19 protein-coding genes are annotated in these 23,970 nt (G+C 61.2%); 6 read left to right on the top strand and 13 right to left on the bottom strand.

Annotated features, from left to right (window positions below; genetic code table 11):
• The first annotated feature begins 114 nt into the window (after positions 1–114).
• The gene (locus FSO04_RS07595; protein WP_233464765.1) at positions 115–885 is read left to right on the top strand and encodes a cadmium resistance transporter; all 771 of its coding nucleotides are present in this window, start codon (positions 115–117) and stop codon (positions 883–885) included.
• 168 nt (positions 886–1,053) lie between these two features.
• Here the strand turns inward: FSO04_RS07595 and FSO04_RS07590 are convergent, their stop codons facing one another.
• A complete protein-coding gene (locus tag FSO04_RS07590) occupies positions 1,054–1,383 on the bottom strand; it encodes a hypothetical protein (protein WP_154559083.1) in 330 nt (109 codons plus the stop codon).
• 265 nt (positions 1,384–1,648) lie between these two features.
• Between FSO04_RS07590 and FSO04_RS07585 the strand changes: the two genes are divergently transcribed.
• Entirely contained in the window at positions 1,649–2,527 is an 879-nt protein-coding gene (locus FSO04_RS07585) for a class I SAM-dependent methyltransferase (protein ID WP_154559082.1), read from the top strand.
• A gap of 323 nt (positions 2,528–2,850) precedes the next feature.
• Complete coding sequence (gene leuA / locus FSO04_RS07580) at positions 2,851–4,569, top strand: 2-isopropylmalate synthase (protein WP_154559081.1); 1,719 nt, start codon at positions 2,851–2,853, stop codon at positions 4,567–4,569.
• A 404-nt stretch (positions 4,570–4,973) separates the two neighbouring features.
• Here the strand turns inward: leuA and FSO04_RS07575 are convergent, their stop codons facing one another.
• The 8 genes from FSO04_RS07575 to FSO04_RS07540 all read right to left on the bottom strand — a co-directional run bounded on the left by FSO04_RS07575 (position 4,974) and on the right by FSO04_RS07540 (position 14,913).
• The gene (locus FSO04_RS07575) at positions 4,974–5,747 is read right to left on the bottom strand and encodes an amino acid ABC transporter ATP-binding protein (RefSeq protein WP_154559080.1); all 774 of its coding nucleotides are present in this window, start codon (positions 5,745–5,747) and stop codon (positions 4,974–4,976) included.
• Positions 5,747–6,424: an amino acid ABC transporter permease gene (locus FSO04_RS07570; protein ID WP_154559079.1), complete on the bottom strand. Its 678-nt coding sequence runs from the start codon at positions 6,422–6,424 to the stop codon at positions 5,747–5,749. The genes FSO04_RS07575 and FSO04_RS07570 overlap by 1 nt, the downstream gene beginning before the upstream one ends.
• Before the next feature lie 22 nt (positions 6,425–6,446).
• Entirely contained in the window at positions 6,447–7,229 is a 783-nt protein-coding gene (locus FSO04_RS07565) for an amino acid ABC transporter substrate-binding protein (RefSeq protein ID WP_054040529.1), read from the bottom strand.
• 354 nt (positions 7,230–7,583) lie between these two features.
• A complete protein-coding gene (hydA, locus tag FSO04_RS07560) occupies positions 7,584–9,035 on the bottom strand; it encodes a dihydropyrimidinase (RefSeq protein ID WP_154559078.1) in 1,452 nt (483 codons plus the stop codon).
• 73 nt (positions 9,036–9,108) lie between these two features.
• A complete protein-coding gene (locus FSO04_RS07555) occupies positions 9,109–10,620 on the bottom strand; it encodes an NCS1 family nucleobase:cation symporter-1 (protein ID WP_154559077.1) in 1,512 nt (503 codons plus the stop codon).
• Positions 10,621–10,744: 124 nt separating this feature from the next.
• A complete protein-coding gene (preA, locus tag FSO04_RS07550; RefSeq protein ID WP_154559076.1) occupies positions 10,745–12,079 on the bottom strand; it encodes an NAD-dependent dihydropyrimidine dehydrogenase subunit PreA in 1,335 nt (444 codons plus the stop codon).
• Positions 12,080–12,146: 67 nt separating this feature from the next.
• The gene (locus tag FSO04_RS07545) at positions 12,147–13,496 is read right to left on the bottom strand and encodes an NAD(P)-dependent oxidoreductase (protein WP_154559075.1); all 1,350 of its coding nucleotides are present in this window, start codon (positions 13,494–13,496) and stop codon (positions 12,147–12,149) included.
• A 136-nt stretch (positions 13,497–13,632) separates the two neighbouring features.
• A complete protein-coding gene (locus FSO04_RS07540; RefSeq protein ID WP_154559074.1) occupies positions 13,633–14,913 on the bottom strand; it encodes a Zn-dependent hydrolase in 1,281 nt (426 codons plus the stop codon).
• Between the two features lie 302 nt (positions 14,914–15,215).
• Here FSO04_RS07540 and FSO04_RS07535 point away from each other — a divergent pair, with 302 nt between their 5' ends.
• The gene (locus tag FSO04_RS07535; protein ID WP_171927695.1) at positions 15,216–15,980 is read left to right on the top strand and encodes a TetR/AcrR family transcriptional regulator; all 765 of its coding nucleotides are present in this window, start codon (positions 15,216–15,218) and stop codon (positions 15,978–15,980) included.
• 78 nt (positions 15,981–16,058) lie between these two features.
• Here FSO04_RS07535 and boxA read toward each other — a convergent pair whose 3' ends face one another.
• The 4 genes from boxA to FSO04_RS07515 all read right to left on the bottom strand — a co-directional run bounded on the left by boxA (position 16,059) and on the right by FSO04_RS07515 (position 21,685).
• Positions 16,059–17,303 (bottom strand): benzoyl-CoA 2,3-epoxidase subunit BoxA, encoded by a 1,245-nt coding sequence (gene boxA, locus FSO04_RS07530; RefSeq protein ID WP_154559072.1) that lies wholly within the window; start codon positions 17,301–17,303, stop codon positions 16,059–16,061.
• A 65-nt stretch (positions 17,304–17,368) separates the two neighbouring features.
• Positions 17,369–18,796: a benzoyl-CoA 2,3-epoxidase subunit BoxB gene (gene boxB, locus FSO04_RS07525; RefSeq protein WP_093643119.1), complete on the bottom strand. Its 1,428-nt coding sequence runs from the start codon at positions 18,794–18,796 to the stop codon at positions 17,369–17,371.
• Positions 18,797–18,892: 96 nt separating this feature from the next.
• A complete protein-coding gene (gene boxC / locus FSO04_RS07520) occupies positions 18,893–20,563 on the bottom strand; it encodes a 2,3-epoxybenzoyl-CoA dihydrolase (protein WP_154559071.1) in 1,671 nt (556 codons plus the stop codon).
• Between the two features lie 117 nt (positions 20,564–20,680).
• Positions 20,681–21,685 (bottom strand): helix-turn-helix transcriptional regulator, encoded by a 1,005-nt coding sequence (locus FSO04_RS07515; protein ID WP_154559070.1) that lies wholly within the window; start codon positions 21,683–21,685, stop codon positions 20,681–20,683.
• 186 nt (positions 21,686–21,871) lie between these two features.
• Between FSO04_RS07515 and FSO04_RS07510 the strand changes: the two genes are divergently transcribed.
• Together FSO04_RS07510 and FSO04_RS07505 are read left to right on the top strand one after the other, a co-directional pair.
• On the top strand, positions 21,872–22,351 hold the full coding sequence (locus FSO04_RS07510) for a DUF4863 family protein (RefSeq protein WP_154559069.1): 480 nt from the start codon (positions 21,872–21,874) through the stop codon (positions 22,349–22,351).
• 8 nt (positions 22,352–22,359) lie between these two features.
• Complete coding sequence (locus FSO04_RS07505) at positions 22,360–23,958, top strand: 3,4-dehydroadipyl-CoA semialdehyde dehydrogenase (protein ID WP_154559068.1); 1,599 nt, start codon at positions 22,360–22,362, stop codon at positions 23,956–23,958.
• The last annotated feature ends 12 nt before the right edge of the window (positions 23,959–23,970 follow it).

Below are 23,970 nucleotides of genomic sequence, written 5' to 3'. Positions count from 1 at the left end.
GGGATCGGCACCGCCGCCGCCCACGGGGACGGCACAGGGATAAGCACACAGACAGTGACGCGGCACCGCGCAAGGACGTGCCAAACCACACATCGCACAAGACAACGAGACAGCTTGACCGCGACGCTTCGTATCGGCATCGTGTTGACCGGCCGCCATGCCTGCGGCGCGCCGCAGCCTCTTCAGCCGTACCCGCTTCATGGGCGCGGATCCGTTTTCCCACTGCGCATTGACCGGCTTTCCCGCATGTTCAGCCTTGCCCTAATCGCCGTCGCGGCTTACGCCGCCACCAATATCGACAACCTTTTCGTGCTGCTCGCCTTCCTTGCGGAAACGGGCGGCCAGCGTCGGCGCGTGATCGCCGGGCAGTTTGCCGGTTCGCTGACCTTGATCGCAGGCTCGATTCTGCTCGCCGCCCTGTTGACGCGATTACCTGCCGGCTATGTCGGTCTGCTCGGTATCTTGCCGATAGGCGTGGGGCTGAGCAAAGCATGGGCGCGCTTGCGCCCAGGCAACGCGGATCAGGTGCAAGAGGCGCGGGCCAAGGCGTGCACGCGTTCACCAGCCGCCGCGCCGGCTACGGCCGGCGCAGGCTCGTCATGGTGGACAGTCGCGTGCGTCGCGGTCGCCAACGGCTCAGACAATCTCGCGGTCTACGTGCCTTTGTACGCGAGTCATTCGCATAGTGAGGGCATGTTCATCTCGTTGGTGTTCGTCGCCATGATCGGTCTCTGGTGCGCAGGCGCCGTGTGGCTGGTGGCGCATCCGTTGCTGGGCGCGCCGATCCGGCGCTACGGTACCGCGTTGCTGCCACTGATCCTGCTGGTAATTGGCGTCTCGGTGATCGTGCAGAACGATACCTTGCGGATCGTGTTCGGTATGTGAGGCGGACCTGCAGCCGGCGATCCAGTCGCCGGGCGGTGGGGTGGCCACGCCTCGGCCTGAAAGCCTGGGCCTGAGCCTGAGTCCAAAACAGAAACACTACGGTCCGTGCCGGGATGCGCTGCTACCAGCGCGCGATGCAGCACGACCGACTGTCGCCCGCGCGAACGCTCAGTTCGACGGCATTTGCGGCTGCACGTAGGTGCGCACGCCGGCGAGCGGCGAACCGTAGCCACCTGACTGGGTGTTGTTCGGCAACCCATTGACCAGTTGCGCGCGCGGATCGGTCGGATTCAGATTCAACTCGCCCGCCTGCTGGTTGCCGTGCGTCGGATATTCGCTGCCGCGCGCCGCGTTCGGCATCACGCGCGTACTGTTTTGCGGCGCGTTGATGTCGTCCTGAACGCTCAGGCCCTGTGCGCCAGCCTGCGCGGCGACGCCGCAAGCGACCGCGCACAGCAGAACCCCCGCTACCCTCGACGTCCCCGATGTTCGTTTCATACCGACCTCCGGCAAAGTGCAAAGTGAAATGAAAGGCGATCATGTCCGCGATTCCAGTCCAGGCGCCCCAGACGCTGATCACATCATTTATACGCGCTACCTCGTCTTTCGGATTCGGCAAAATCTGCCCGCCCACCGCAAAATGCCGAACTGGCGCGCCCCGTGCGCTGACCGAAGCCATGGGGACACGGGATCACAGCAAATACCGCAAGCGCATATCGTTATGCCGATTGGCGATTTCTTTTCAGGCGGATCGCGCCCGATAATGGCTGCCATGAACACCCACCCCACTCCCCAAGCCCGCGCGCTGCGTTCCGCGCTCGTGGCACTGAGCGCGGCGCTGCTCATGGCCGCCTGCGCTGCTCCGACGGCATCGACCTCTTTCTCGGCAACTGATTCCGCCTTGCTCGATGCCGCCATTTCGGGGCCGCAGCGTAGCGACAAGAATCGTGCACGCGACGTCTACCGTCATCCGAAGGAAACGCTGCAGTTCTTCGGCGTGGCGTCGTCGCAAACCGTCCTGGAGATCGCGCCCGGCGGCGGCTGGTACACGGAGATACTCGCGCCCTATCTGCACGACCACGGCAAGCTGTACGAGGCGCAATACGACAGCCCGGACGCTGCGTCGTTGGCAGAAGAGCAGGCTGGCCGGGCGTCATTCGCGCGCAAGCTGTCGGCCACACCGGCTATTTACGGCAATGTCGTGGTCGGTACGCTGCGAGCAGGTCAATTCAGCGGCTTTCCGGCCGACGGCAGCGTTGACCAGGTGCTGACCTTCCGCAATATCCACAACTGGATCAAGGACGGCCAGATCGACGCCAATCTGCGCGCCTTTTACACGGCACTCAAGCCGGGCGGCATCCTCGGGGTCGAGGAACATCGCGCGGCGCCGGGCACTTCACTGCAACAGACCATCGACAGCGGCTATGTCACCGAAGCCTATGTCATCGAACATGCGCGAGCGGCAGGTTTCGAATTGGCGGCCCAAAGCGAGGTGAACAGCAACCCGCGCGACACGAAAAACTACCCACACGGTGTGTGGTCGCTGCCGCCCACGTATGAAGGCCACGACGTCGACCGGGCGAAGTACGCCGCGATCGGCGAATCGGATCGCATGACCTTGCGCTTCGTGAAACCCAGGTGACACGCATGACCGGCCTGGCTTTCAGCGCGCGCCGGTCGGGATAGGCGCTTCCGGCCGGCGTGCGCCTCACCGCACTGCGCTTGACGCGATCCCAATAATATGTTCCTATTGCGCACCATGTACCGCGCCCAGACCATCCTATCGCTACTACTAGCCCGCTCTACCGGGCTAGGTCTGCTGCTGCGCGCTTCCATCTGATACACCCGAAGCACCGCTCAATTCCCCAGTAACTGACCCAGCCCCGGTTTCCGACCGGCGGCCATGCTTTGTCTTTTCGTCGTCCGGTCGACAACCCAGGTTGATCGATCCCAAGGATGATGAAAATGTTGAAGAACCCTGCTGCCAAGTACCACTCGTTCAAGCCCATCAATTTGACCGACCGACAGTGGCCGTCGCGCGTCATCACGCGTGCGCCGATCTGGATGAGTACCGATCTGCGCGACGGCAACCAGGCGCTGTTCGAGCCGATGAACGCGCAACGCAAGATGCGCATGTTCAAGACGCTGGTGCAGATCGGCTTCAAGGAAATTGAAGTCGCATTCCCGTCTGCCTCGCAGACCGACTTCAATTTCGTGCGTGAGTTGATCGAAGGCGGCCATATCCCCGACGACGTCACCATCGAAGTGTTGACGCAAGCTCGCGACGACCTGATCGAACGCACTTTCGAATCCTTGCGTGGCGCGCCGCGCGCTATCGTCCACCTGTACAACGCCACCGCGCCGGAATTCCGCCGCATCGTGTTCGGCCTCGAAAAGAGCGGCGTGAAAGAACTCGCGCAAAACGCCGCGCGCACAATGAAGCGTCTCGCCGACGCCACGCCGGAAACGCACTTCACGCTGCAATACAGCCCGGAAGTGTTCAGTGGCACCGAACTCGAATTCGCCAAGGAAGTATGCGATGCGGTGTTCGATATCTGGCAACCGACGCCCGAGCATAAGGCGATCGTCAACCTGCCCGCTACCGTCGAAATGGCTACGCCGAACGTCTACGCGGACCAGATCGAATGGATGCATCGCAATCTCGCGCGTCGCGATTCGTTGATCGTTTCCGTGCATCCGCATAACGATCGGGGCACGGCCGTGGCTGCCGCGGAACTGGCGGTGATGGCGGGAGCGGATCGTGTCGAAGGGTGTTTGTTCGGCAATGGCGAACGTACCGGCAATGTCGATCTCGTGACGCTCGCGTTGAATCTGTACACGCAGGGTGTCGATCCTGAGCTCGATTTTTCGAATATCAATGAAGTCGCGCGGACTGCTGAGGAATGCACGCAGTTGCCGGTGCATCCGCGCCATCCGTATGTCGGCGATCTGGTGTTCACCGCGTTCTCCGGCTCCCATCAGGATGCGATCAAGAAGGGTTTTGCCGTGCAGAAACCGGACGCGGTCTGGGAAGTGCCTTATATGCCGATCGATCCTAGCGATCTTGGGCGCACCTATGACTCGGTGATTCGGGTGAATAGCCAGTCAGGCAAGGGTGGAATCGCTTATTTGCTCGAGCAGGGTTATGGGGTTGTGTTGCCGCGGCGCTTGCAGGTTGATTTCAGCTCGGCCGTGCAGCGCTATACGGATGATAGCGGGCAGGAAGTGACGCCCTCGCAGATCTGGGAATTGTTCCAGCAGGAGTATGTGCATAGTGCTGAGCCGATTCATTATGTTGGGCATAGTCTGTCGGAGCGTGGCGATCGGGAGCATATCAAGCTCACTGTCGATATTAATGGCTCGCGGCGCGTGTTGAGCGGTGAAGGGAATGGGCCGCTTGATGCGTTGATGCATGCTATTGGGGTGCCGGTGCGGATTCAGCACTATGAGGAGCGGGCTCTGACTCAAGGCGCTGATGCGCGGGCTGTTGCTGTCGCTGAAATGGCTGGGGCTGATGTGGCTGGGAGCGCGTTTGGGGTTGGGATTGATGCCAATCTGGTGACTGCTTCTATTCGGGCTGTTATTAGTGGGGTTAATCGGGCCTATGAACGCGCTAGTTCCGCTGCGCAGGAGCGGTTTTTTGAGGTCGCGCTCGCTAATGACGCGGAGCGTGTGGCGGTTTGAGGTTTTTTTCCCTGGTCTGGCCTTTGGTGCCTTTCCTTGAATTGTTAGTGGTCTATTAGCGTTGCCCCTGTGCGGGGCGGCACCTACTTTTCTTTGCATGCCGCAAAGAAAAGTAGGCAAAAGAAAGCGGCTCAAACCGCTACTGACTAAGTGGGCACCGTGGTTTGCAACGGGTAGTGGTGCATCTGGAATCTGTGTTTGTGCCCCTGCATACGCTAGTGACAAGGGAGTCATACTTCCCGACTCGCACTGTGTGCTCGTCGGAAGAGTCTGCTAGAAAACCAGTGGGCTAGGTTTGGGACTGTTGTACATTTTTCTTGAGGGGCGCTTCGGCGCCCCTCTTTTTTGCTACGCCGCTGGAGATCGATGCACGGGTTTTTGTTCCCGCCCTTCCCTCTCTCCGGTCAGCCCCGCTCTGTCCATGCGTCCGGCAAGCTGTGCGTCAGCGTCGATACGAAGCGCTCTGTTTCCGGTTGGCTCGGATTCATGAAAATGTCCCGTGATGGGCCCGCCTCGATCACTACGCCGTTGTTCAGAAATACCACGTCTCGCGCGATCGTCGCGGCTAGACGCAAATCGTGCGTTGCCATCAACATCGTCATGCCTTCTGTCGCGAGTTGCTTGAGTACGTCTACTACCTCCGCGGCCAGTCCGGGATCGAGGGCCGAGGTGGGTTCGTCGCACAACAATACCTCCGGCGACGGGGCTAGCGCCCGCGCTATTGCCACGCGTTGCTGCTGGCCGCCGGACAGTGTCGAGGGCCATGCGTCCGCTTTTTGTGCGATGCCGACTTTCTCCAGCAATTCGTCCGCACGTACGCGCGCTTTTTCCTTGTCCCACTTCAGGACGGTCAGCAGGCCCTCCATGACGTTCTGTCGTACCGTCAAGTGCGGAAACAACTGGAAGTTCTGGAATACCATGCCGGTGCGGCGGCGGATCGTCAGCACCTCCTCACGCGGCGGCTTGTGGTCGCGGCTGAATTCGAGGCGCTGGTCGCCAACTTGAAGTGATCCAGCTTCCGGGATTTCCAGCAGGTTCACGCAGCGAAGCAGCGTACTCTTGCCGCTGCCGGATGGGCCAATCAGCGCGGTGACGTTGCCCGAGGCGAGTTGCAGATCCACCGAGTTCAACACCCGATTCTCGCCGAAGTACTTGTCGATTTTTTCCAGTCGAATCATCAGTTGCCCGCATGGAAAAGTGCGTGACGGCCGAACTTGCGCTCGAGCCGGACTTGCGCCGACGACAATACCGAACTGAACACCAGATAAACCAGCGCCGCCTCCGTGTAGAGAATCAACGGTTCATAGGTCACGGACGCGATTCGCTGCGCCGCCTGAAATACCTCAGGTACCGTCAGCACCGCGGCAAGCGATGTGTCCTTCACCAACGCAATGAACGAGTTCGACAGCGGCGGCAGCGCGACGCGCGCCGCCTGCGGCAAGATCGCGCGACGCAGCGCCTGCTCACGCGTCATACCCATCGAGTACGCCGCCTCCCACTGGCCCTTCGGGATCGACTCGATCACGCCACGTATCACTTCCGAGTTATATGCGCCGACATTCAGCGAAAAGCCGATGATCGCCGCCGTCAACGGATCGAGCACAATGCCCACGTTCGGTAGTCCGTAGAAAATCACGAACAGTTGCACCAGTAACGGCGAGCCGCGAAACAGCCATACGTAGAAGCGTACGCACGCGATCGCCCACCGCGGCCCGAATAGCCGGACCAGCGCGACGATAAACGCGAGCACGATTCCAATCGCGAACGACGCGAGCGTGAGCGGCACGGTAAAGACGAGCCCCGCATACAGCAGGGGCCACAGCGACTGCGCCATCAGATGCAACCATGCCGGCATGATTCAGACTCGCAGATGACGCTTATTGGGAGACGTCTTTGCCGAAGTACTTCTGCGAAATCTTCGCGTAAGTGCCGTCTTTCTTGATGTCGGCGAGCGCCTTGTTGATGGCCGCCTGCAATTCCGGGCTGCCCTTGCGGATCAGCACCGCGGACTTGTCGCTGCTATCAGCCGACGTATCGAGCGCGGCGATCTTCACCTTCGCATCCGGCTTGTGCTTCTTGAAGTCGAGGAACGACAGCGAATCGTTGACGGTCGCATCGACGCGGCCCGAGGTCAGCAGGTCGACCGATTCGTTGAAGCCCTGCACGGGAATCACCTCGGCGCCGTGTGCAGCCGCGATCTTACCGAAGTTGCTGGTCAGCGTATTCGCCGACTTCTTGCCCTTCAGGTCGTCAAACGTCTTGATCGTAGTGTTGTCCGAACGCACGATCAGCGCCGCGTGCGAGGTGATGTACGGGTCCGAGAAATCGTATTTCGCTTTGCGTGCGTCGGTGACAGCAACTTCGTTGATCACCGAGTCGTAGCGGTTCACATCGAGACCGGCGATCAGGCCGTCCCATTTCCCTTCGACGAATTGCGGCTTGACGCCCAGGCGCTTTGCAATCTCGGTGCCGATCTCGACGTCGAAGCCGGTCAGCTTGCCGGATTCATCGTGGTACGTGAACGGTGCGTAGGTGCCTTCGGTGCCGATCTTGAACACGCCCGCGGACTTGATCTGCGCGAGCTCGTCAGCAGCGAAGGCCGGGCTCAGGGTCACCGCTTGCAGCAGCGCGATCAGCAGAATGGAACGAATCGACTTCATCTGGTGGCTCCGTAAAGTTTGCTACGTCAGTTGCATGGTTTTGTGTGCGGCATTCCGTCGGCGGTCAGACCCGGCAGAGTGGGCGGACTGTAGCAAACGGTTTGCGTTTTTACAAAGGATCAGGTTTCCGATCAATATGCGCTTGCGTGCTAAGCGGACAGCCAAGGTGGCTCATACAACGTCGAATTCGACTTTACAGCAGATATGGCAGACGCGGCATGCATCGCACCACGGAACACGTGCCGGGCGCCATCGGGGAAAACGCGGGAGGGGTATCGCCGCGGCGAACGCGCGGCGTTGAAAAATAGTCGGTACGGGCGGCATTGCGAGGCCGCCCGTCAGATTGCAAACGGCTTACCGCTCCACTGGATGCGGCTCCTTCCGCTTATTGGCCACCCGGATCGCGTCGAAGTAAGCCGGATTCGGCGGGCGCTTCAGATAACGCCCTGCGCCACGCACTGCCCGCAGTTCACCATCGGTCCATGCCAGCGCGCCGCGCGTGAGCGTGTGCATCGCCACGCCCTGCACCGTCATGCCTTCGAACACGTTGAAGTCGACCTTCTGGTGATGCGTCTTCACCGAAATCGTCTTGCTTGCCTGCGGATCCCACACGACCAGGTCGGCATCCGCGCCCACCTGGACCGCACCTTTACGCGGATACAGGTTGAAAATCTGCGCGGCGTTGGTTGAGGTAATACGCACGAATTCGTTCGGCGTGAGACGCCCCGAATTCACGCCGTGATGCCAGAGCACCGCCATACGATCTTCCACGCCGCCGCAGCCGTTCGGGATCTTCGTAAAGTCCTCACGGCCCATCGCCTTCTGCGACGCGCAGAACACGCAGTGGTCGGTCGCGGTGGTGTGCAATTGGCCCGCTTGCAAACCCCGCCACAATGCTTCGCGATGCTCCGCGGAACGGAACGGTGGGCTCATCACGTGCGCCGCCGCGCGGGTCCAGTCGGGATCGCGATACACCGCTTCGTCGATCACCAGATGACCCGGCAAGACTTCACCGAATACCCGAAGGCCTTCGCTGCGGGCACGCGCAATCGCGTCGACCGCATCCTTCGCGGACACGTGGACGATATACACCGGCACGCCGAGCACTTGCGCAATGCGAATCGCCCGATTGGCGGCCTCGCCCTCCACTTCAGGCGGTCGCGACAACGGATGCGCCTCCGGTCCCGTGAAGCCCTTGGCAAGCAACTGACGCTGCAACTGAAACACCAGCTCACCGTTTTCCGCATGCACGGTGGGCAACGCGCCGAGTTCGAGCGAGCGCGAGAAGCTGTTCACCAGCACTTCGTCGTCGGCCATGATCGCGTTCTTGTAGGCCATGAAGTGCTTGAAACTCGACACGCCGTGTTCGTGTACCAGCGTACCCATGTCGCGATAGACCGAATCGTCCCACCACGTCACCGCAACGTGAAAGCCATAATCCGCCGACGCTTTTTCGGCCCAGCCGCGCCATTCCTTGAAGGCCTCCATCAGCGATTGCTTCGGGCTCGGAATCACGAAGTCGATGATGCTGGTCGTGCCGCCGGATAAACCCGCGGCCGTGCCTGTATAGAAATCGTCGCTGGCCGTGGTGCCCATGAACGGCAATTCCATATGCGTATGCGGATCGATACCGCCGGGCATCACATACTGCCCGCCCGCATCGACGATCGTGGCGCCGGCCGGCGCCTCCAGGTCCGTTCCGATCTGCAGGATCGTGCCGCCGTCCTGCGGGTCCGCACACAACACGTCCGCACGATACGTGTTCTCCGCGTCGATAATCGTGCCGCCGCGAATCAGGGTCGTCATGGTGCCGCCTCCTTATGAACTGCTGGTTTTGGTGCTACGTACTTCATTTGCCTCGTGCGTGGCTTATGGACACTCAGGCACTCGCCACGCGCGCACTCGGTCCTTTGCTCAGCTTCATCCACGCGCTGTATACGATCGACGCCAACGCGAGTCCGACAAACCAGGCATACGTATAGAGCGTGTTGAAAATCGCCGGCACATTCGGGAATGACGCCGGAAACGCGGTGTGCAGGAAACCCGGCAAATTCGGCAGCACGCCGATCACGAGCGCCACCACCGCGCCGATATTCCAGCCGCCGGTGTAGCTGTACTCGCCATGCTCGTCGAACAGTTCGCGCGGGTCCAGCCGTGTGCCGCGAATGAGGAAGTAGTCGACCATCAGAATGCCCGCTACCGGACCGAGCAAAGCCGAGTATCCAACCAGCCACGTGAAGATATAGCCCTGCGTGGTGGCAAGAATCTTCCACGGCATCATCACAATGGCGATGGTCGCGGTAATCATGCCACCGACGCGATACGAAATGCCCTTCGGCCACAGGCTCGAAAAATCATAAGCCGGCCCAACAAGATTAGCCGCCAGATTGCAGCACATCGTATCCAGCGTCAGGATGATCAGTGCAAGGCCGACGCCGATGCCGGTCATGCGGCTCGTCAGGTCGATCGGGTCCCAGATCGCCTTGCCGTAGATCACCACGGTCGCCGACGTCACCACCACGGAGATCACCGAGAGCAAGGCCATCGGCACCGGCAAACCGATCGACTGGCCGATAATCTGGTCGCGCTGCGTTTTAGCAAAGCGTGTGAAGTCGGGGATGTTCAGCGCGAGCGTCGCCCAGAAGCCCACCATCGCCGTGAGGCCGGGCCAGAAAGTCGCCCAGAACATGCCCTCCTTCTTGCCGCCCGGCACGAACTGCGACGGCGCGGACAACATCGAGCCGAGGCCGCCCGCCTTCGAGGTGGCCCACCACACCAGCGCGATACACATCACGATCTTGATCGGCGCGGACCAACTTTCGAGCCAACGAATCGAGTCGGTGCCGTGCACGATGAAATAGATCTGCAACGCCCAGAACACCAGGAAACACGCGAGCTGCGTGAGCGAGATGTCAAGGAAAGGCAAGGCCGCGCCGTGCAGCGCGTTGCCAGTCAGAATGTTCAGCAACGTGTAGATCGCGCTGCCGCCCAGCCATGTCTGAATGCCGTACCAGCCACACGCGACGATCGCCCGCAGCATCGCCGGCAGTTTCGCGCCTTGCGTGCCGAAGGAAGAACGCACCAGCACTGCGTAGGGAATGCCGTGCTTCGCGCCCGCATGCCCGATCAGCAGCATCGGCACCAGCACGATCAGATTGCCGAGCAACACGGTTGCCACCGCCTGCCACGGCGACATGCCTTCTTCCGTCAAACCGGCCGCGAGCATGTACGACGCGATGTTCATCACCATCCCCACCCACAGCGCGGCGAAGTGATACCACCGCCACGTGCGCTGTGCGACGCCGGTCGGCGCAAGGTCGTCGTTGTAAAGACTGCTGCCCTGCGCGCCGGCCGCAAACTGCGGATCGACGGGTTGCGCTGTCTGCTTCATCGAAAGATCTCCACTGATCGTTGAGGCCTGCGCGGCTTCTGATGGCGCGTCAGGCCTTGAGGGAAAATTACAGGTTCAGTACAAGCGCTTCGCTTCGTTTCTTTTCCTACTGGTAGCTCAGGTTTCAAGCTGCTTTTGCTGCGTGGGCATGGGCATGCTCGGCGGTTTCAACGGCGTCTGACTTGTCGCTTTCACCAGCATCCACCCGTGCAGGGTTGTTCGGATGCGTGGTCCAGTTCGCATACTCGCCGCTGTCCACGCGCTCCATCGTGATGCACTGCTCGACCGGGCACACATGCATGCACAGATTGCAGCCGACACATTCGGAGTCCATCACTTCAAAATGCCGGACGCCATCTTTTTCTTTCATGATCGCCTGGTGTGCGGTGTCTTCGCAGGCGATATGGCAGAGGCCGCACTGGATGCATTTGTCCTGATCGATGCGCGCCTTGATGTCGTATTTGAGGTTCAGGTACTTCCAGTCGGTGACGTTCGGCACAGCGCGGCCGCGAATGTCGTCGAGCGTCGCGTAGCCTTTTTCGTCCATCCAGTTTGAAAGACCATCCGCAAGATCGGAGACGATACGGAATCCATAGTGCATCGCCGCCGTGCAGACCTGCACGCTGCCTGCGCCGAGCACCATGAATTCGGCCGCATCGCGCCACGTCGAAATACCGCCGATGCCGGAGATCGGCAGATTCGGCGTTTCCACGTCGCGTGCAATTTCGGCCACCATGTTCAGCGCGATCGGCTTGACCGCCGGACCGCAATAGCCGCCGTGCGTGCCTTTGCCGTCGACCATCGGCAGCGGCGACATCGCGTCGAGATCCACCGCGACGATCGAGTTGATCGTGTTGATCAGCGACACGCCGTCCGCGCCGCCTTTATAGGCCGCGCGCGAACCGAGGCGGATGTCGCTGATATTCGGCGTGAGCTTGACGAGGCACGGCAACTTCGAGCCCTCCTTGACCCAGCGCGTGACCATCTCGATGTACTCGGGCACCTGACCGACCGCCGCACCCATGCCGCGCTCGCTCATGCCGTGCGGGCAGCCGAAATTCAATTCCACCGCGTCGGCGCCGGTGTCTTCGACAAGCGGCAAAATCCACTTCCAGTCGCGCTCGTTGCACGGCACCATCAGCGAGACGATCATCGCGCGATCCGGCCAGTCGCGTTTGACCTGGGCGATTTCCTTAAGGTTGACGTCGAGCGGACGGTCAGTGATCAGTTCGATATTGTTCAGGCCCGCGATGCGCTGGCCGTTCCATTGCACCGCGCCATAGCGTGAGCTGACGTTCACTACATGCGGGTCGAGGCCCAGTGTCTTCCACACGACCCCGCCCCAGCCCGCTTCGAACGCGCGGTTCACGTTATAGGCTTTGTCGGTCGGCGGCGCGGAAGCGAGCCAGAAGGGATTCGGCGACGTAATGCCGGCAATCGTACAGCGCAGATCGGCCATGTTCGGCTCCTTGGGGACTTCTGTTTTATCTTGGTGTGATGCGTGGCTTAAGCGGCTCTGTGCAGTCTCACGCGGCTTTGACTGCTGTGCGGGCGAACTGGGCGTCAATCGCGGCGGCGACGACCTTGCCGTCCTGCACCGCTTGTACCGTCAGATCGACCCCGCCAGTCGCCGCGCAATCGCCACCCGCCCATACGCCGGGCAACGAGGTTTGTCCGTTGGCATCGACTGCGATACGGCTGCCGTCCAGTGTCAACAGTTCGCGCTCGATGCCGACCGGCACCAGCGTCTGCCCGATTGCCTTTAACACCATGTCGGCCTCGACCACGAAGCGCTCCTGACTGCCATCGCCTAACGCGCGCTCGAATTCGACACCGGTCACCACGCCGCCGTCTCCGATCAAACGCATCGGCTTTGCATGCGTGACGAGCGTGACGCCGTTGGTCTGCGCGAAATCGCGCTCGGCCCACGTCGCGCTCATCGACTCGACGCCGCGCCGATACACCATCGTCACCGACGTCGCGCCAAGCTTGTGGCTTTGCACGGCTGCATCCACTGCCGTATTGCCGCCGCCGATCACGACGACTCGCCGGCCCACCGGCACCGTGCCGAAGTCACTCGCCGTGCGCACCTGTTCGATGAAATCCACTGCGTTCATCACGCCACTCAGGTCCTCACCGTCCATCGCCAATGCGCGCACGCCCGTGAGACCGATCGCGAGGAAGACCGCATCATGCTGCTTGCGCAGCGCGTCGAGCTCCACGTCACGTCCAAGCGCCACGCCGTGCTTGATCTCGATGCCGCCGATCGAGCACAGCCACGCCACTTCGCGTTGCGCAAAATCATCGACGGTTTTATAGGCAGCGATGCCGTATTCGTTCAGACCACCCGCTTTCTCGTGCGCGTCGTAGATGGTCACGTTATGGCCGGCCAATGCAAGCCGATGCGCACACGCCAGTCCAGCCGGTCCCGCACCGACCACCGCGACGTGCCGACCCGTTTCAGCCGCACGTTTGAACAGCACTTCGCCGCGCGCCATCGCCCAATCGGTCGCATGACGTTGCAGCGCGCCGATCGCCACCGGCTTCGCATCCTGATGGTTGCGCACGCAAGCACCCTCGCAAAGAATCTCGGTCGGGCAAACGCGCGAGCACATACCGCCCAGCGGATTCGCAGACAGAATGTCGACGGCCGCGCCCTTCAGATTGCCGTTGCTGATCTTGCGAATGAAACTGGGAATGTCGATCTGTGTCGGACACGCGTTCACACACGGCGCGTCGTAACAGTAGTGACAGCGGCTCGCTGCTGCAGCCGCGGCACTCGCGTCGAGCAACGGTGCGATATCGGAGAACTCGCACGAGAGTTGAGCGGCCGATAGGCGTTGAGCCGCAATATCGCCGGTTTGCTTGATGGCCATACACGTTCCTTCTTCGATGTGAGGACGTAGCCGGTCCCGCCGGCTGCGCTGAAGCGGAGCCGGGGCGGCATGTTTTATGGGCACTACGGTGAGGCTAGGGAATCAACTAAAACCCGCAACTACAACCGCTAAAGCGTTATGAAACCGGCTCGCACGCTCGTCCGAGCATGGCGTGCAGCAAAACGTTGGCGCCCGCTTCGATCCATTCGAAGGTCGCGTCCTCGATCTCGTTGTGACTGATCCCGTCGACGCACGGCACGAACACCATCGAAGTCGGCGCGACTTGCGACAGATAACAGGCGTCGTGTCCCGCGCCTGAAACCATGTTGCGATGCGGATAGCCGAAGCGTTCGGCCGCGGCGCGTACTGACTTCACGCAGGCTTCGTCGAAAGCGACCGGCGCGTAGTAAAAGATCTGCTCGAGTTCGGTTTCCAGACCGATGGTGCTGGTGATTTTCTCCACGCCCTCACGTAGCGCCACATCCATCTTTGCGAGCACCGCGTCGTCCGGATGACGGAAATCGACGGTGAAGAACACGCGGCCCGGAATCACATTGCGCGAGTTCGGATAGACCTGCATCATGCCGACCGTTGCGCAGCCGAACGGCGCGTTATCCAGCCCGATTCGATTGACCAGATCGACCACGCGCGCGGCCCCGAGCAATGCATCGCGACGGCGCGGCATCGGCGTCGGACCCGCGTGAGCCTCCTGTCCCGTCAGCGTGATTTCGTACCAGCGCTGACCTTGCGCATCGGTCACCACGCCGATGGTTTTGTGCTCGGCTTCGAGAATCGGCCCTTGCTCGATATGCAATTCGAACGCGGCATGCAAGGGACGACCGCCGCAAGGAAGATCGCCCGCATAGCCGATACGTTTGAGCTCCTCGCCGATGGTCTTCCCATCCACGTCCTTGCGCGAGAGGCCGTAGTCCAGTGTGAAGACGCCGGCGAACACTCCTGAGGCAACCATGGCGGGCGCAAAGCGCGAGCCCTCCTCGTTGGTCCAGATCACCACTTCAACCGGATGCTCGGTCTCGATGCCGTGATCGTTCAGACTGCGGATCACTTCGAGTCCGCCGAGCACACCGTAGATACCGTCGAAGCGGCCGCCGGTCGGCTGCGAGTCCGCATGCGAACCGGTCATGACCGGCAACGCATCGGGGTTACGCCCAGCGCGGCGCATGAACACATTGCCCATCTGATCGACACTGACCGTGCAACCCGCTTCTTTCGCCCAACTGACGATCAGGTCGCGCCCCTGTTTGTCGAGGTCGGTCAACGCCAATCGGCAGACGCCGCCTTTGGGCGTCGCGCCGATCTTCGCCATCGTCATCAGGCTGTCCCACAGCCGCTTGCCGTCGACCTTGATCGACGTAGCGGGTTCTGCGTGCTTCAGCGCTTCGGATACCGCGTTCATTCGTCTCGCTCCTTTCGGTGAATCGACATGAAACTGGTGCATCGGCGGCGGGTTTTGGGGCGTGTCCGCACGGCGGCGGTGCACACTCGATGCCTTTGATCGCCTCTTTTACAGAGGGCAAACCCTGGGGCATCTCCCGCTCTCTCAATCCTGTCCAGTTGGACAGGTTGTAGACGATTAAGCCCGCCAAATCAACACCTTTCGTACGGTAGGAAACATAGCGAGAAGCGTGCCATTGCACTGCAGCACGCATTTTTCGACGACCTCGAATGCGCGTGTCCATCCGCGCTCAAACGACTAGAATGAAGCGCGACGCGGCACACATGCCGATGCAGGCCAACATGAGAGACGACAACGTGGCTGCCGACATCACGGAAAACGACGAGACACTGGACGAAACTCGCGCACCTTTGCGGCGGCGCAAGGCGCACATTCGCGAGTCGAATGAAGCGCATTTGTTGGCGTGCGCCGAAGCGGTTTTCGCCGAACGAGGACTCGACGGAACCAGCACGGCGATGATCGCGGAGCGTGCAGGCTTACCGAAAGCTAACCTGCATTACTACTTCCCGACAAAACTCGCGTTGTACCGGCGTGTGCTGGAAGATCTGTTCGAAGACTGGCATCGCGCGGCGGACACGTTCGAATGCAGCGACGATCCGGTCGAAGCGATTGGCGGATACGTACGCGCGAAAATGGAGTTGTCGCGCCGCCGGCCGTTAGGCTCGAAGGTGTGGGCAAGCGAGATCATTCACGGCGCGGAGCATATGGAGGACATTCTCACGGGGCGCGTGAAGCCGTGGCTGGACAGCCGGGTGAAGGTGATCGACGACTGGATCGCGCGCGGGCTGCTGGCGCCGGTGGATGCGCAAACGCTGATGTACATGATCTGGGCGACTACCCAGCATTACGCCGACTTCGACGCGCAGATTCGCGCGCTTAAAGGCAAACGCGCGCTGACGCAGAAAGCGTTTGAGGTGACGACGGAGGAAGTCGTGCAGTTGGTGATTCGTGCGTGTGGGGCGGTGTCGCCGTCGCAGCACGAAGACGGCGCGGATCCCTCGAGATAAAAAAAAGTCCGGCTGCGTTTTTTAAAAGCAGCCGGGCCTTCGCGCCGCTGTGTGATGCCTCTCCCGAGACTTAGCGGCTCAATACGTCTCCAGATGTAGCCGCCCTTCCCGCTTCAACTTCAACCACAACGCTTCCCAGTCGAGCTGGTGCTGTTCGCCGATATCCTTGAGCGCTTGCAGCACGCCGTCTTCCATCCCCTTCAACCCGCACACGTAGATATGCGTGTTGTCGTCTTTGAGCATCTGCGCGACATCGACCGCGCGCTCGCGCATCGCGTCCTGCACGTAACGCTTCGGCTGGCCCGGCGTGCGCGAAAACGCCAGATTCGTATCGATGAAATCCTTGGGCAGATTCGTCAGCGGCCCGAAGTACGGCAACTCTTCTTTCGTACGCGCGCCGAAGAACAACATCAGCTTGCCGGTTGCGCCTTTCAGACGACGACGCCTGCGATATTCGGTCATCGCGCGCATCGGCGCCGAGCCGGTGCCCGTGCAAATCATCAGCAAATGCGAGTTCGGATGATTCGGCATCAGGAAGGTACCGCCGAACGGGCCGATCACGCTGACCACGTCGCCCTTCTTCAGATCGCACAGATAATTCGAGCAGACTCCATCGAGCGCGTCGCCGTGCTGCTGGGACACGCGCTTCACGGTGAGAGAAACGTTGTTATAGCCGGGCCGTTCGCCATCGCGCGGACTCGCGATCGAATACTGCCGCGCGTGATGTGTGCGGCCATCGGCGGTCGCGCCTGGCGGCAGGATGCCGATCGACTGCCCCTCCAACACAGGGAAAGGCATCGAACCGAAATCGAGCACGATGTGATGGATGTCGCTATCGGTGGAGCCGTCGGTGAGCCGGTAGTTGCCGACCACCGTCGCGGTAGTCGGCGCCTTGTGCGTGTAGAGATTCACGTACGGTTTCGCCGCGGACCACGGCGGCACGACCGACCCGCGTACGGTATCGACGTCAATACCGCTTGCGTCCGTCGGCGCATCGCCTGACGCTCCGGCCGCAACCGATTCATCTTCAGCAGCCGCCACAGCCATCGTGTTCTGCTCGGGCAACACGTCCCACTTGAACTGCTCGTCGATGGAATACGCATTGGCTTTCAGCACGGTGCGCCAGTTATCGATCGAGCCAGTCGGACACGGTGGCACGCACGCCATGCAGCCGTTGCAGACATCCGCCTTGACCACATAGTTGTTCTCGTCGTGCGTGATCGCATCGACCGGGCACGTCTCTTCGCAGGTATTGCAGCGAATGCAGATTTCCGGATCGATCAGATGCTGCCTGAGAACTTCGATCGATACTGGGCCGTTCATGACATCCTCCACCAGATATTCGTGCGAATACGACGCCGCACGCCGCACGTTTTCAATCGCCGTGCTCAGTTAAAACGCACGTATTCGAAATCGACCGGCTGACGGTTCACACCCATTGCCGGCGGCGCAATCCAGTTCGCGAACTTGCCGGGCTCTACGACGCGGCCCATCAGCGAGGCGACATACGCGCGGTCTTCCGGTGAAGCGAGCCACTTCGCTTCATTGGCGGCCCATTCGGTTTCGCTGATCACGCGGCCGTCCGGCGACACACGCGTACCTGCAAACGTGCCGATCTGCCGGTTGAACGCTTTATGCGGCACTGTCATGCGGAAATCGATGCCGGCCTTTTCGAGTACCTTGTTCCAGCGGCCGACACCCGCCACCGAATCTTTAATGTAGTCGTCGCGCAGCACTTCGTTCATGGCGTTGAGCATCGGCACTTCACGCTCGACCAGTTTGCCGTCCTGCACGTCGAGCAGCTTGTAGCTTTGGCCGTTCAGTTGATGGTCGTCGTCGCGCTTGTTCTCTTCATAGCGGCCCTTCAGGCCCGAGCTATAGAACGTGGCCGCATTAGACGAATGATCAGCGCCGAACAGGTCGATCGTCACCGAGTAATGGAAGTTCAAGTACCGCTGGATGGTCGGCAGATCGATCACGCCAGCAGCGCGAATCTTCGCGACGTCGTCCGTGCCCAGTTCGTTCATCACTTGCGCCGTGCGCTGGATCACGCGTGACACACCCGATTCGCCAACGAACATGTGATGCGCTTCTTCGGTCAGCATGAACTTCGTGGTACGTGCAAGCGGATCAAAGCCCGACTCGGCGAGCGCCGACAACTGGAACTTACCGTCGCGGTCGGTGAAGTACGTGAACATGTAAAACGCGAGCCAGTCCGGCGTTTTCTCGTTGAAAGCGCCGAGAATGCGTGGATTGTCTTCGTCGCCCGAACGGCGGCCGAGTAGCGCTTCGGCTTCCTCGCGACCGTCGCGGCCGAAGTAGCGATGCAGCAGGTACACCATCGCCCACAAGTGTCGCCCTTCTTCTACATTCACCTGAAACAGGTTGCGCAGGTCGTACATCGACGGCGCGGTCAAACCCAGATGCCGTTGTTGCTCGACCGAAGCCGGCTCCGTATCGCCTTGCGTGACGATGATGCGGCGCAGATTCGCGCGATGCTCGCCGGGCACGTCCTGCCACGCGGCCTCACCCTTGTGCTCGCCGAAATGAATCTTGCGATCCTGTTCGCCGGGGGTGAGGAAAATGCCCCAGCGATAGTCGGGCATTTTCACGTGATCGAAATGCGCCCAGCCGCCCGCGTCGACGCTCACCGCCGTGCGCAGATACACGTCATAGCCGTGCGAGCCTTCCGGGCCCATATCGCCCCACCACGACAGAAAATTCGGCTGCCATTGTTCGAGCGCGCGTTGCAGTGCACGGTCGTCGGCGAGATTGACGTTGTTCGGAATCTTTTCGCTGTAGTTGATCGTAGACATGGTCGGTTCCTTGGTCGGAATACAGAGCTTGCGGATGAGAGGCGCGTATCAGGCAGGTGGCGTCGCTTTCAGTTACGTTGCGTCGCGTCGAAAGAATCAAACGCGCGAGACGTCGAATTGCGCCTTGCTGCCCTTGCCGTACACCTTGAGCGCGCCCTTCTCGCCCACTGCGTTTGGCCGGTTAAAGATCCAGTTCTGCCATGCGGTGAGACGCCCGAAAATACGCGTCTCCATCGTTTCCGGGCCGTTGAAGCGCAGATTCGCTTCCAGTCCGGTCAATGCATCCGGCGACATCGCCGCGCGTTCTTCGAGCGCGATGCGGATTTCGTCGGCCCAATCGATATCGTCGGGCGATGCGGTCACGAGACCAAGGCGCTCGGCTTCAACAGCTTTGATCGCCTGGCCGATCTTCGAGCGCACCGCGTCGAGCGGTTCGACTTCTTCATAGAAGCGACGAGCGAGACGTGATTGATGCGTAACCATCGGATAGAGACCGAAATTGACTTCCGACAGCGTGATCGCCGGCTCTTCGTCTTCGTTGCTCGGCAGTGCGGCCATATAGCTGCGGTCGCAAGCAAACGCGAGTTCCGCGAAGGTGCCGGCAAAGCACGAACCCGGTTCGATCAGTGCGAACAGCGAACGCGACGACACGTCGATACGTGCCAGCGTGCGGCGCAGGAGGCCGATGGTCTCGCGCACGAACCAGTGGTCCTTGTGCTGCATCAGCGTGGCGTCGGTAGCGAGCAGGTTACGGGCGTCGCCTTCGGTCTTGAAGACCCAGGTGCCGACCTCGAGTTCGTTGGTACGCATCGACAGAATCGCGTCGTCGAGTTCGCGGGCGAACTGCAGCGGCCACCAACTCGTGCCTGCGGCGACGATCGCGTCGATCTCCGTGGGTTGTCCCGCTTGCGGGGCTTTCGCCGTGAAGGTGGCGATGCGCTTCGCACGATCGATCGTAACGTCGAGCGTTTTATAAGTCAGGCCGTCTTCGCGGTTGGTGCGTTCGATACGCGTGAGCATGACGCCTTGTGCGTCCGACGGACGATCGCTTTGTTCGGCAAGTTCCAGCGCGCGCGCATGAATCGTCTGATCGAACTGATTCGGCTTCACGACTTCATCCACGAGACGCCATGCTTTCGCCCGTTCACCGCGGATGCCTTCGACCACCGTGCAGAAGATGTCTGCACGATCGTGACGCACCTTGCGTTTATCGGTAACACGCGTCAGGCCACCCGTACCCGGCAGCACGCCCAGCAGCGGCACTTCCGGCAGCGAAACCGACGACGAGCGGTCATCGACCAGATAGATTTCGTCGCAAGCGAGCGCGAGTTCGTAACCGCCACCGGCGCATGCACCGTTCACGGCGGCGAGAAACTTCAGACCTGAATGACGCGACGAGTCTTCGAGACCGTTACGCGTTTCGTTGGTGAACTTGCAGAAGTTGACCTTCCACGCATGCGTGGACAGTCCCAGCATGAAGATGTTTGCGCCCGAGCAGAACACGCGGTCCTTCAGGCTCGTTAGCACCACCGTTTTGACTTCGGGATGCTCGAAGCGGATGCGCTGTATCGCGTCGTGCAGTTCGATGTCGACGCCAAGGTCGTATGAATTCAGCTTTAGCTTGTAGCCGTCCCGGATCCCGCCGTCCTCGGCGATATCGATGCCAAGGGTCGCGACAGGACCGTTGAAACTCAGCTTCCAATGCTTGTACTGCGAAGGATCGGTGCGGTAGTCGACCGGCGCGATGGCGGTTTCTGCTGTGGACATGGGGCGTCTCCTGACTGGACGATGCAAAACTTGTTTTTTGAACAATAGTGCATCGTCATCCCCGAGTAAAGCACTTTAGTGCATGTTTGCTAGTAAACCCTAGGCTCGCACTGCATTTCAGCTCACCCGCACTTCGTCCGGCGATTCCGCCGCGAGCCTTGCAGCCAGCCGGTCGCGCAACTGCAAGTAGGCGTCGGCCAAGGTTTTTTCGCTGGTGTCGAAGGTCATGTCGGCGCGGCCGTATAGTTCGCTGCGCCCCGCCAGGATGCGCTTAAGATCATCCATCGCCTCCTTGTTGCCGGACATCGGCCGCAGGTCGCCTTGCGCGACGACGCGGCGCATATGCTCTTCCGGTGTGGCCTGCAGCCATACGGTAAAGCAGTGCGACAGCAATGCGTTGAAGGTGCCCGACTCCGACACCAGCCCGCCCGGCGACGCGATCACAGCGCGCTCGTGCTCGTGAATCACCGCCTCCAGCGCGCGGTGTTCATAACGCCGGTAAGCGCTCGCACCATAAAGCGAATGAATCTCCGACGGCGGACAACCGGCGAGTTGCTCGATCACGCGCGTCAGCTCGACGAACGGCACCTTGCGCTCCTGCGCCAGCATCCGGCCGAAGGTCGACTTACCAGCCCCACGCAGGCCGATCAACGCGATCCGGTCCTTGCGATGCGGGTCGCGCGGCGCCTGCGCGAACATCTCGGCAAGCGCCACGCGGGCGCGCTGTAGCGCCGCCTGGTCGCGCCCCTGCAGCAGTTCGCGGATCAGCAGCCATTCGGCGGAAGAAGTGGTTTCGTCGCCGATCACTTCGGCCAGCGGGCAGTTCAGCGTCGCCGCGATCTGCCGCAACACCAGCACCGATGCGTTGCCCACGCCCGATTCCAGATTCGCCAGATGACGCTCCGACAAGCCGGTTTCAGTCGCCAGCGTCTTGCGCGTCATGCCACGGCGCGCACGCAGCAAGCGCACGCGATCACCCATTGCCGTTAGAAAAGGATCGCGTTCCTCGCGCTCCGTCCCACGCTCGGCCCCGCTGTCCGCTCCGCGGTTGGCCCCAGCGGAGCGGCTCGCGTCCTCATCGGCAGGATCGTCCAGCGGCGCGGAAGAGTAATTTTGATTCATGTTTAACTGCCTATTGAATACGTTACATGTACTATAGTGCTTGACAGGGCTCTGGTGAACAGTTAATTTTCGCCAAATATTGATCTAATAACAAACGCTGTCGAGGTTTTTCGGCAGCGTCACGGAGACAGCGCAACAGCACGTATGAATTAAGGTGCGTGCGCGCGCGCTGATCTGGAGGCTTGCATGTCCCCACATGACTTTCAACGCCTGATTGCGGGCGTGACCGAGCAACTCGCCGGCCGCCCGCTCGACGGCACGCTGGCCACGTGGCTCAACGACACGTATCCCGCGGATGGCGCGACCTTCCGCGAACTGGCGGATGCCTGCCGCGCCGGCGTGGCCGAAGGCTGGCTGTGCAACCGCGAAGGCGGCGGCATTCGTTATGGCCGGATCTTCAAGGCCTTGCCGGAAACCCACGGCTTTTCCGTCGACGTGGTCGATATGAAGGATATTGCCGGTCCGCATCATGTGCATCCCAACGGCGAAATCGATCTGATCATGCCGCTCACCGAAGGCGCTACCTTCGACGGTCATCCGGCCGGCTGGTGCGTGTACGGCCCCGGCAGCGCGCATCGACCGACCGTTGAGAATGGGCAGGCGTTGGTGCTGTATCTGCTGCCGCAAGGCGCGATCGAATTCACTCCCAGCTCACCTTCCGCCTGAGACTCGCTATGACCGAACTATTGAAGAACTACGTTGCGGGCCAGTGGGTCGCGGGCGACGGTGAAGGCGTGACGCTGACCGACCCGATCACCGGCGAAGCGCTCGTGCGCGTGTCGAGCCAGGGCCTGGATCTCAACCATGCATTTGGTTTCGCTCGGGAAGAAGGCGGCACGGCCCTGCGTGCACTGACCTATGCACAGCGCGCTGCGCGTCTGGCCGAGATCGTCAAACTGCTGCAGTCCAAACGCGACGATTACTATGCAATCGCGACTGCGAACTCGGGCACCACGCGCAATGATTCGGCGGTCGACATCGACGGTGGCATCTTCACACTGTCGTACTACGCGAAACTCGGTGCGTCGCTCGGTGATGTACATGCGCTGCGCGACGCTAATACCGCTTCGTTGAGCAAGGACCAATCGTTCAGCGTGCAGCACGTGCTCACGCCAACGCGCGGCGTCGCGCTCTTCATCAACGCGTTCAATTTTCCATCGTGGGGTTTGTGGGAGAAAGCAGCGCCCGCATTGTTATCCGGCGTGCCCGTCATTATCAAACCCGCCACGGCGACGGCATGGCTCACGCAACGCATGGTTGCCGATGTGGTCGACGCAGGCATTCTGCCGCCCGGCGCGTTGTCCGTCATCTGCGGCAGTTCCGCAGGTCTGCTCGATCAGATTCAGGCATTCGACGTGGTGTCGTTCACCGGCTCAGCGGAAACCGCCGCGACACTGCGCGCGCATCCGGCTTTCGTCGAGCATGGTGCGCGTCTGAATGTCGAAGCCGACAGCCTCAATAGCGCAATTCTCTGTGCCGACGCAACACCCGATACGCCGGCCTTTGAACTGTTCATCAAGGAAGTGGTGCGGGAAATGACCGTGAAGTCCGGTCAGAAATGCACGGCGATCCGGCGCGCCTTCGTGCCTGAAGCATCGCTCGAAGCGGTACTCGAAGCGCTCAAAGCAAAGCTCGCGAAAATTACCGTCGGCAATCCACGCAACGACGCCGTGCGGATGGGTTCGCTCGTCAGCCGCGAGCAATACGAGAACGTTCTGGCCGGCGTCGCGGCGTTGCGCGAGGAAGCCGTGCTCGCATACGACGGCTCGGCTGCGCCGCTTATCGATGCGGACGCAACGATTGCCGCCTGCGTCGCGCCGCATCTGTTCGTGGTCAACGATCCCGATAGCGCGACGCTGCTGCACGACGTCGAAGTATTCGGGCCAGTGGCGACCGTGGCGCCCTATCGCGTCGCCACCGCAGCAAACGGCGCCCTTCCCGAAGCGCACGCCGTCGCACTCGCGCGACGCGGCCAAGGCTCGCTCGTCGCCTCGATCTATTCGAACGACGACGCGCATCTCGCCAAGCTCGCACTGGAACTCGCCGACTCGCACGGACGTGTCCACGCGATCTCGCCTGCAGTCCAGCAGAGTCAAACCGGCCACGGCAACGTGATGCCGATGTCGCTGCATGGCGGGCCGGGCCGCGCGGGTGGCGGAGAAGAACTCGGCGGGCTGCGCGCACTGGGGTTCTATCACAGGCGCTCTGCCGTTCAGGCATCGAGCGCTGCAATCGACGCACTGACGCAAACCACCCATTTGCCCGCAGCATAGCGGGACGAGACA

This window comes from Paraburkholderia madseniana (assembly GCF_009690905.1).
Lineage (GTDB): Bacteria > Pseudomonadota > Gammaproteobacteria > Burkholderiales > Burkholderiaceae > Paraburkholderia > Paraburkholderia madseniana.
The sequence above is the reverse complement of the archived record's forward strand: the minus strand, read 5'-3'. Positions and strand labels throughout refer to the sequence as shown.

Bases quoted from the DNA above. Each gene is read 5' to 3' on its own strand.
- FSO04_RS07565 (WP_054040529.1), bottom strand. From the start codon at position 7,229: ATGAAGTCGATTCGTTCCATTCTGCTGATCGCGCTGCTGCAAGCGGTG.
- hydA (WP_154559078.1), bottom strand. From the start codon at position 9,035: ATGACGACCCTGATTCGCGGCGGCACGATTATCGACGCGGAGAACACG.
- leuA (WP_154559081.1), top strand. From the start codon at position 2,851: ATGTTGAAGAACCCTGCTGCCAAGTACCACTCGTTCAAGCCCATCAAT.
- FSO04_RS07545 (WP_154559075.1), bottom strand. From the start codon at position 13,496: ATGGCCATCAAGCAAACCGGCGATATTGCGGCTCAACGCCTATCGGCC.
- boxC (WP_154559071.1), bottom strand. From the start codon at position 20,563: ATGTCCACAGCAGAAACCGCCATCGCGCCGGTCGACTACCGCACCGAT.
- FSO04_RS07505 (WP_154559068.1), top strand. From the start codon at position 22,360: ATGACCGAACTATTGAAGAACTACGTTGCGGGCCAGTGGGTCGCGGGC.
- FSO04_RS07540 (WP_154559074.1), bottom strand. From the start codon at position 14,913: ATGAACGCGGTATCCGAAGCGCTGAAGCACGCAGAACCCGCTACGTCG.
- FSO04_RS07590 (WP_154559083.1), bottom strand. From the start codon at position 1,383: ATGAAACGAACATCGGGGACGTCGAGGGTAGCGGGGGTTCTGCTGTGC.
- FSO04_RS07570 (WP_154559079.1), bottom strand. From the start codon at position 6,424: ATGCCGGCATGGTTGCATCTGATGGCGCAGTCGCTGTGGCCCCTGCTG.
- FSO04_RS07515 (WP_154559070.1), bottom strand. From the start codon at position 21,685: ATGAATCAAAATTACTCTTCCGCGCCGCTGGACGATCCTGCCGATGAG.
- boxA (WP_154559072.1), bottom strand. From the start codon at position 17,303: ATGAACGGCCCAGTATCGATCGAAGTTCTCAGGCAGCATCTGATCGAT.
- preA (WP_154559076.1), bottom strand. From the start codon at position 12,079: ATGGCCGATCTGCGCTGTACGATTGCCGGCATTACGTCGCCGAATCCC.
- FSO04_RS07510 (WP_154559069.1), top strand. From the start codon at position 21,872: ATGTCCCCACATGACTTTCAACGCCTGATTGCGGGCGTGACCGAGCAA.
- FSO04_RS07585 (WP_154559082.1), top strand. From the start codon at position 1,649: ATGGCTGCCATGAACACCCACCCCACTCCCCAAGCCCGCGCGCTGCGT.
- FSO04_RS07575 (WP_154559080.1), bottom strand. From the start codon at position 5,747: ATGATTCGACTGGAAAAAATCGACAAGTACTTCGGCGAGAATCGGGTG.
- boxB (WP_093643119.1), bottom strand. From the start codon at position 18,796: ATGTCTACGATCAACTACAGCGAAAAGATTCCGAACAACGTCAATCTC.
- FSO04_RS07535 (WP_171927695.1), top strand. From the start codon at position 15,216: ATGAAGCGCGACGCGGCACACATGCCGATGCAGGCCAACATGAGAGAC.
- FSO04_RS07555 (WP_154559077.1), bottom strand. From the start codon at position 10,620: ATGAAGCAGACAGCGCAACCCGTCGATCCGCAGTTTGCGGCCGGCGCG.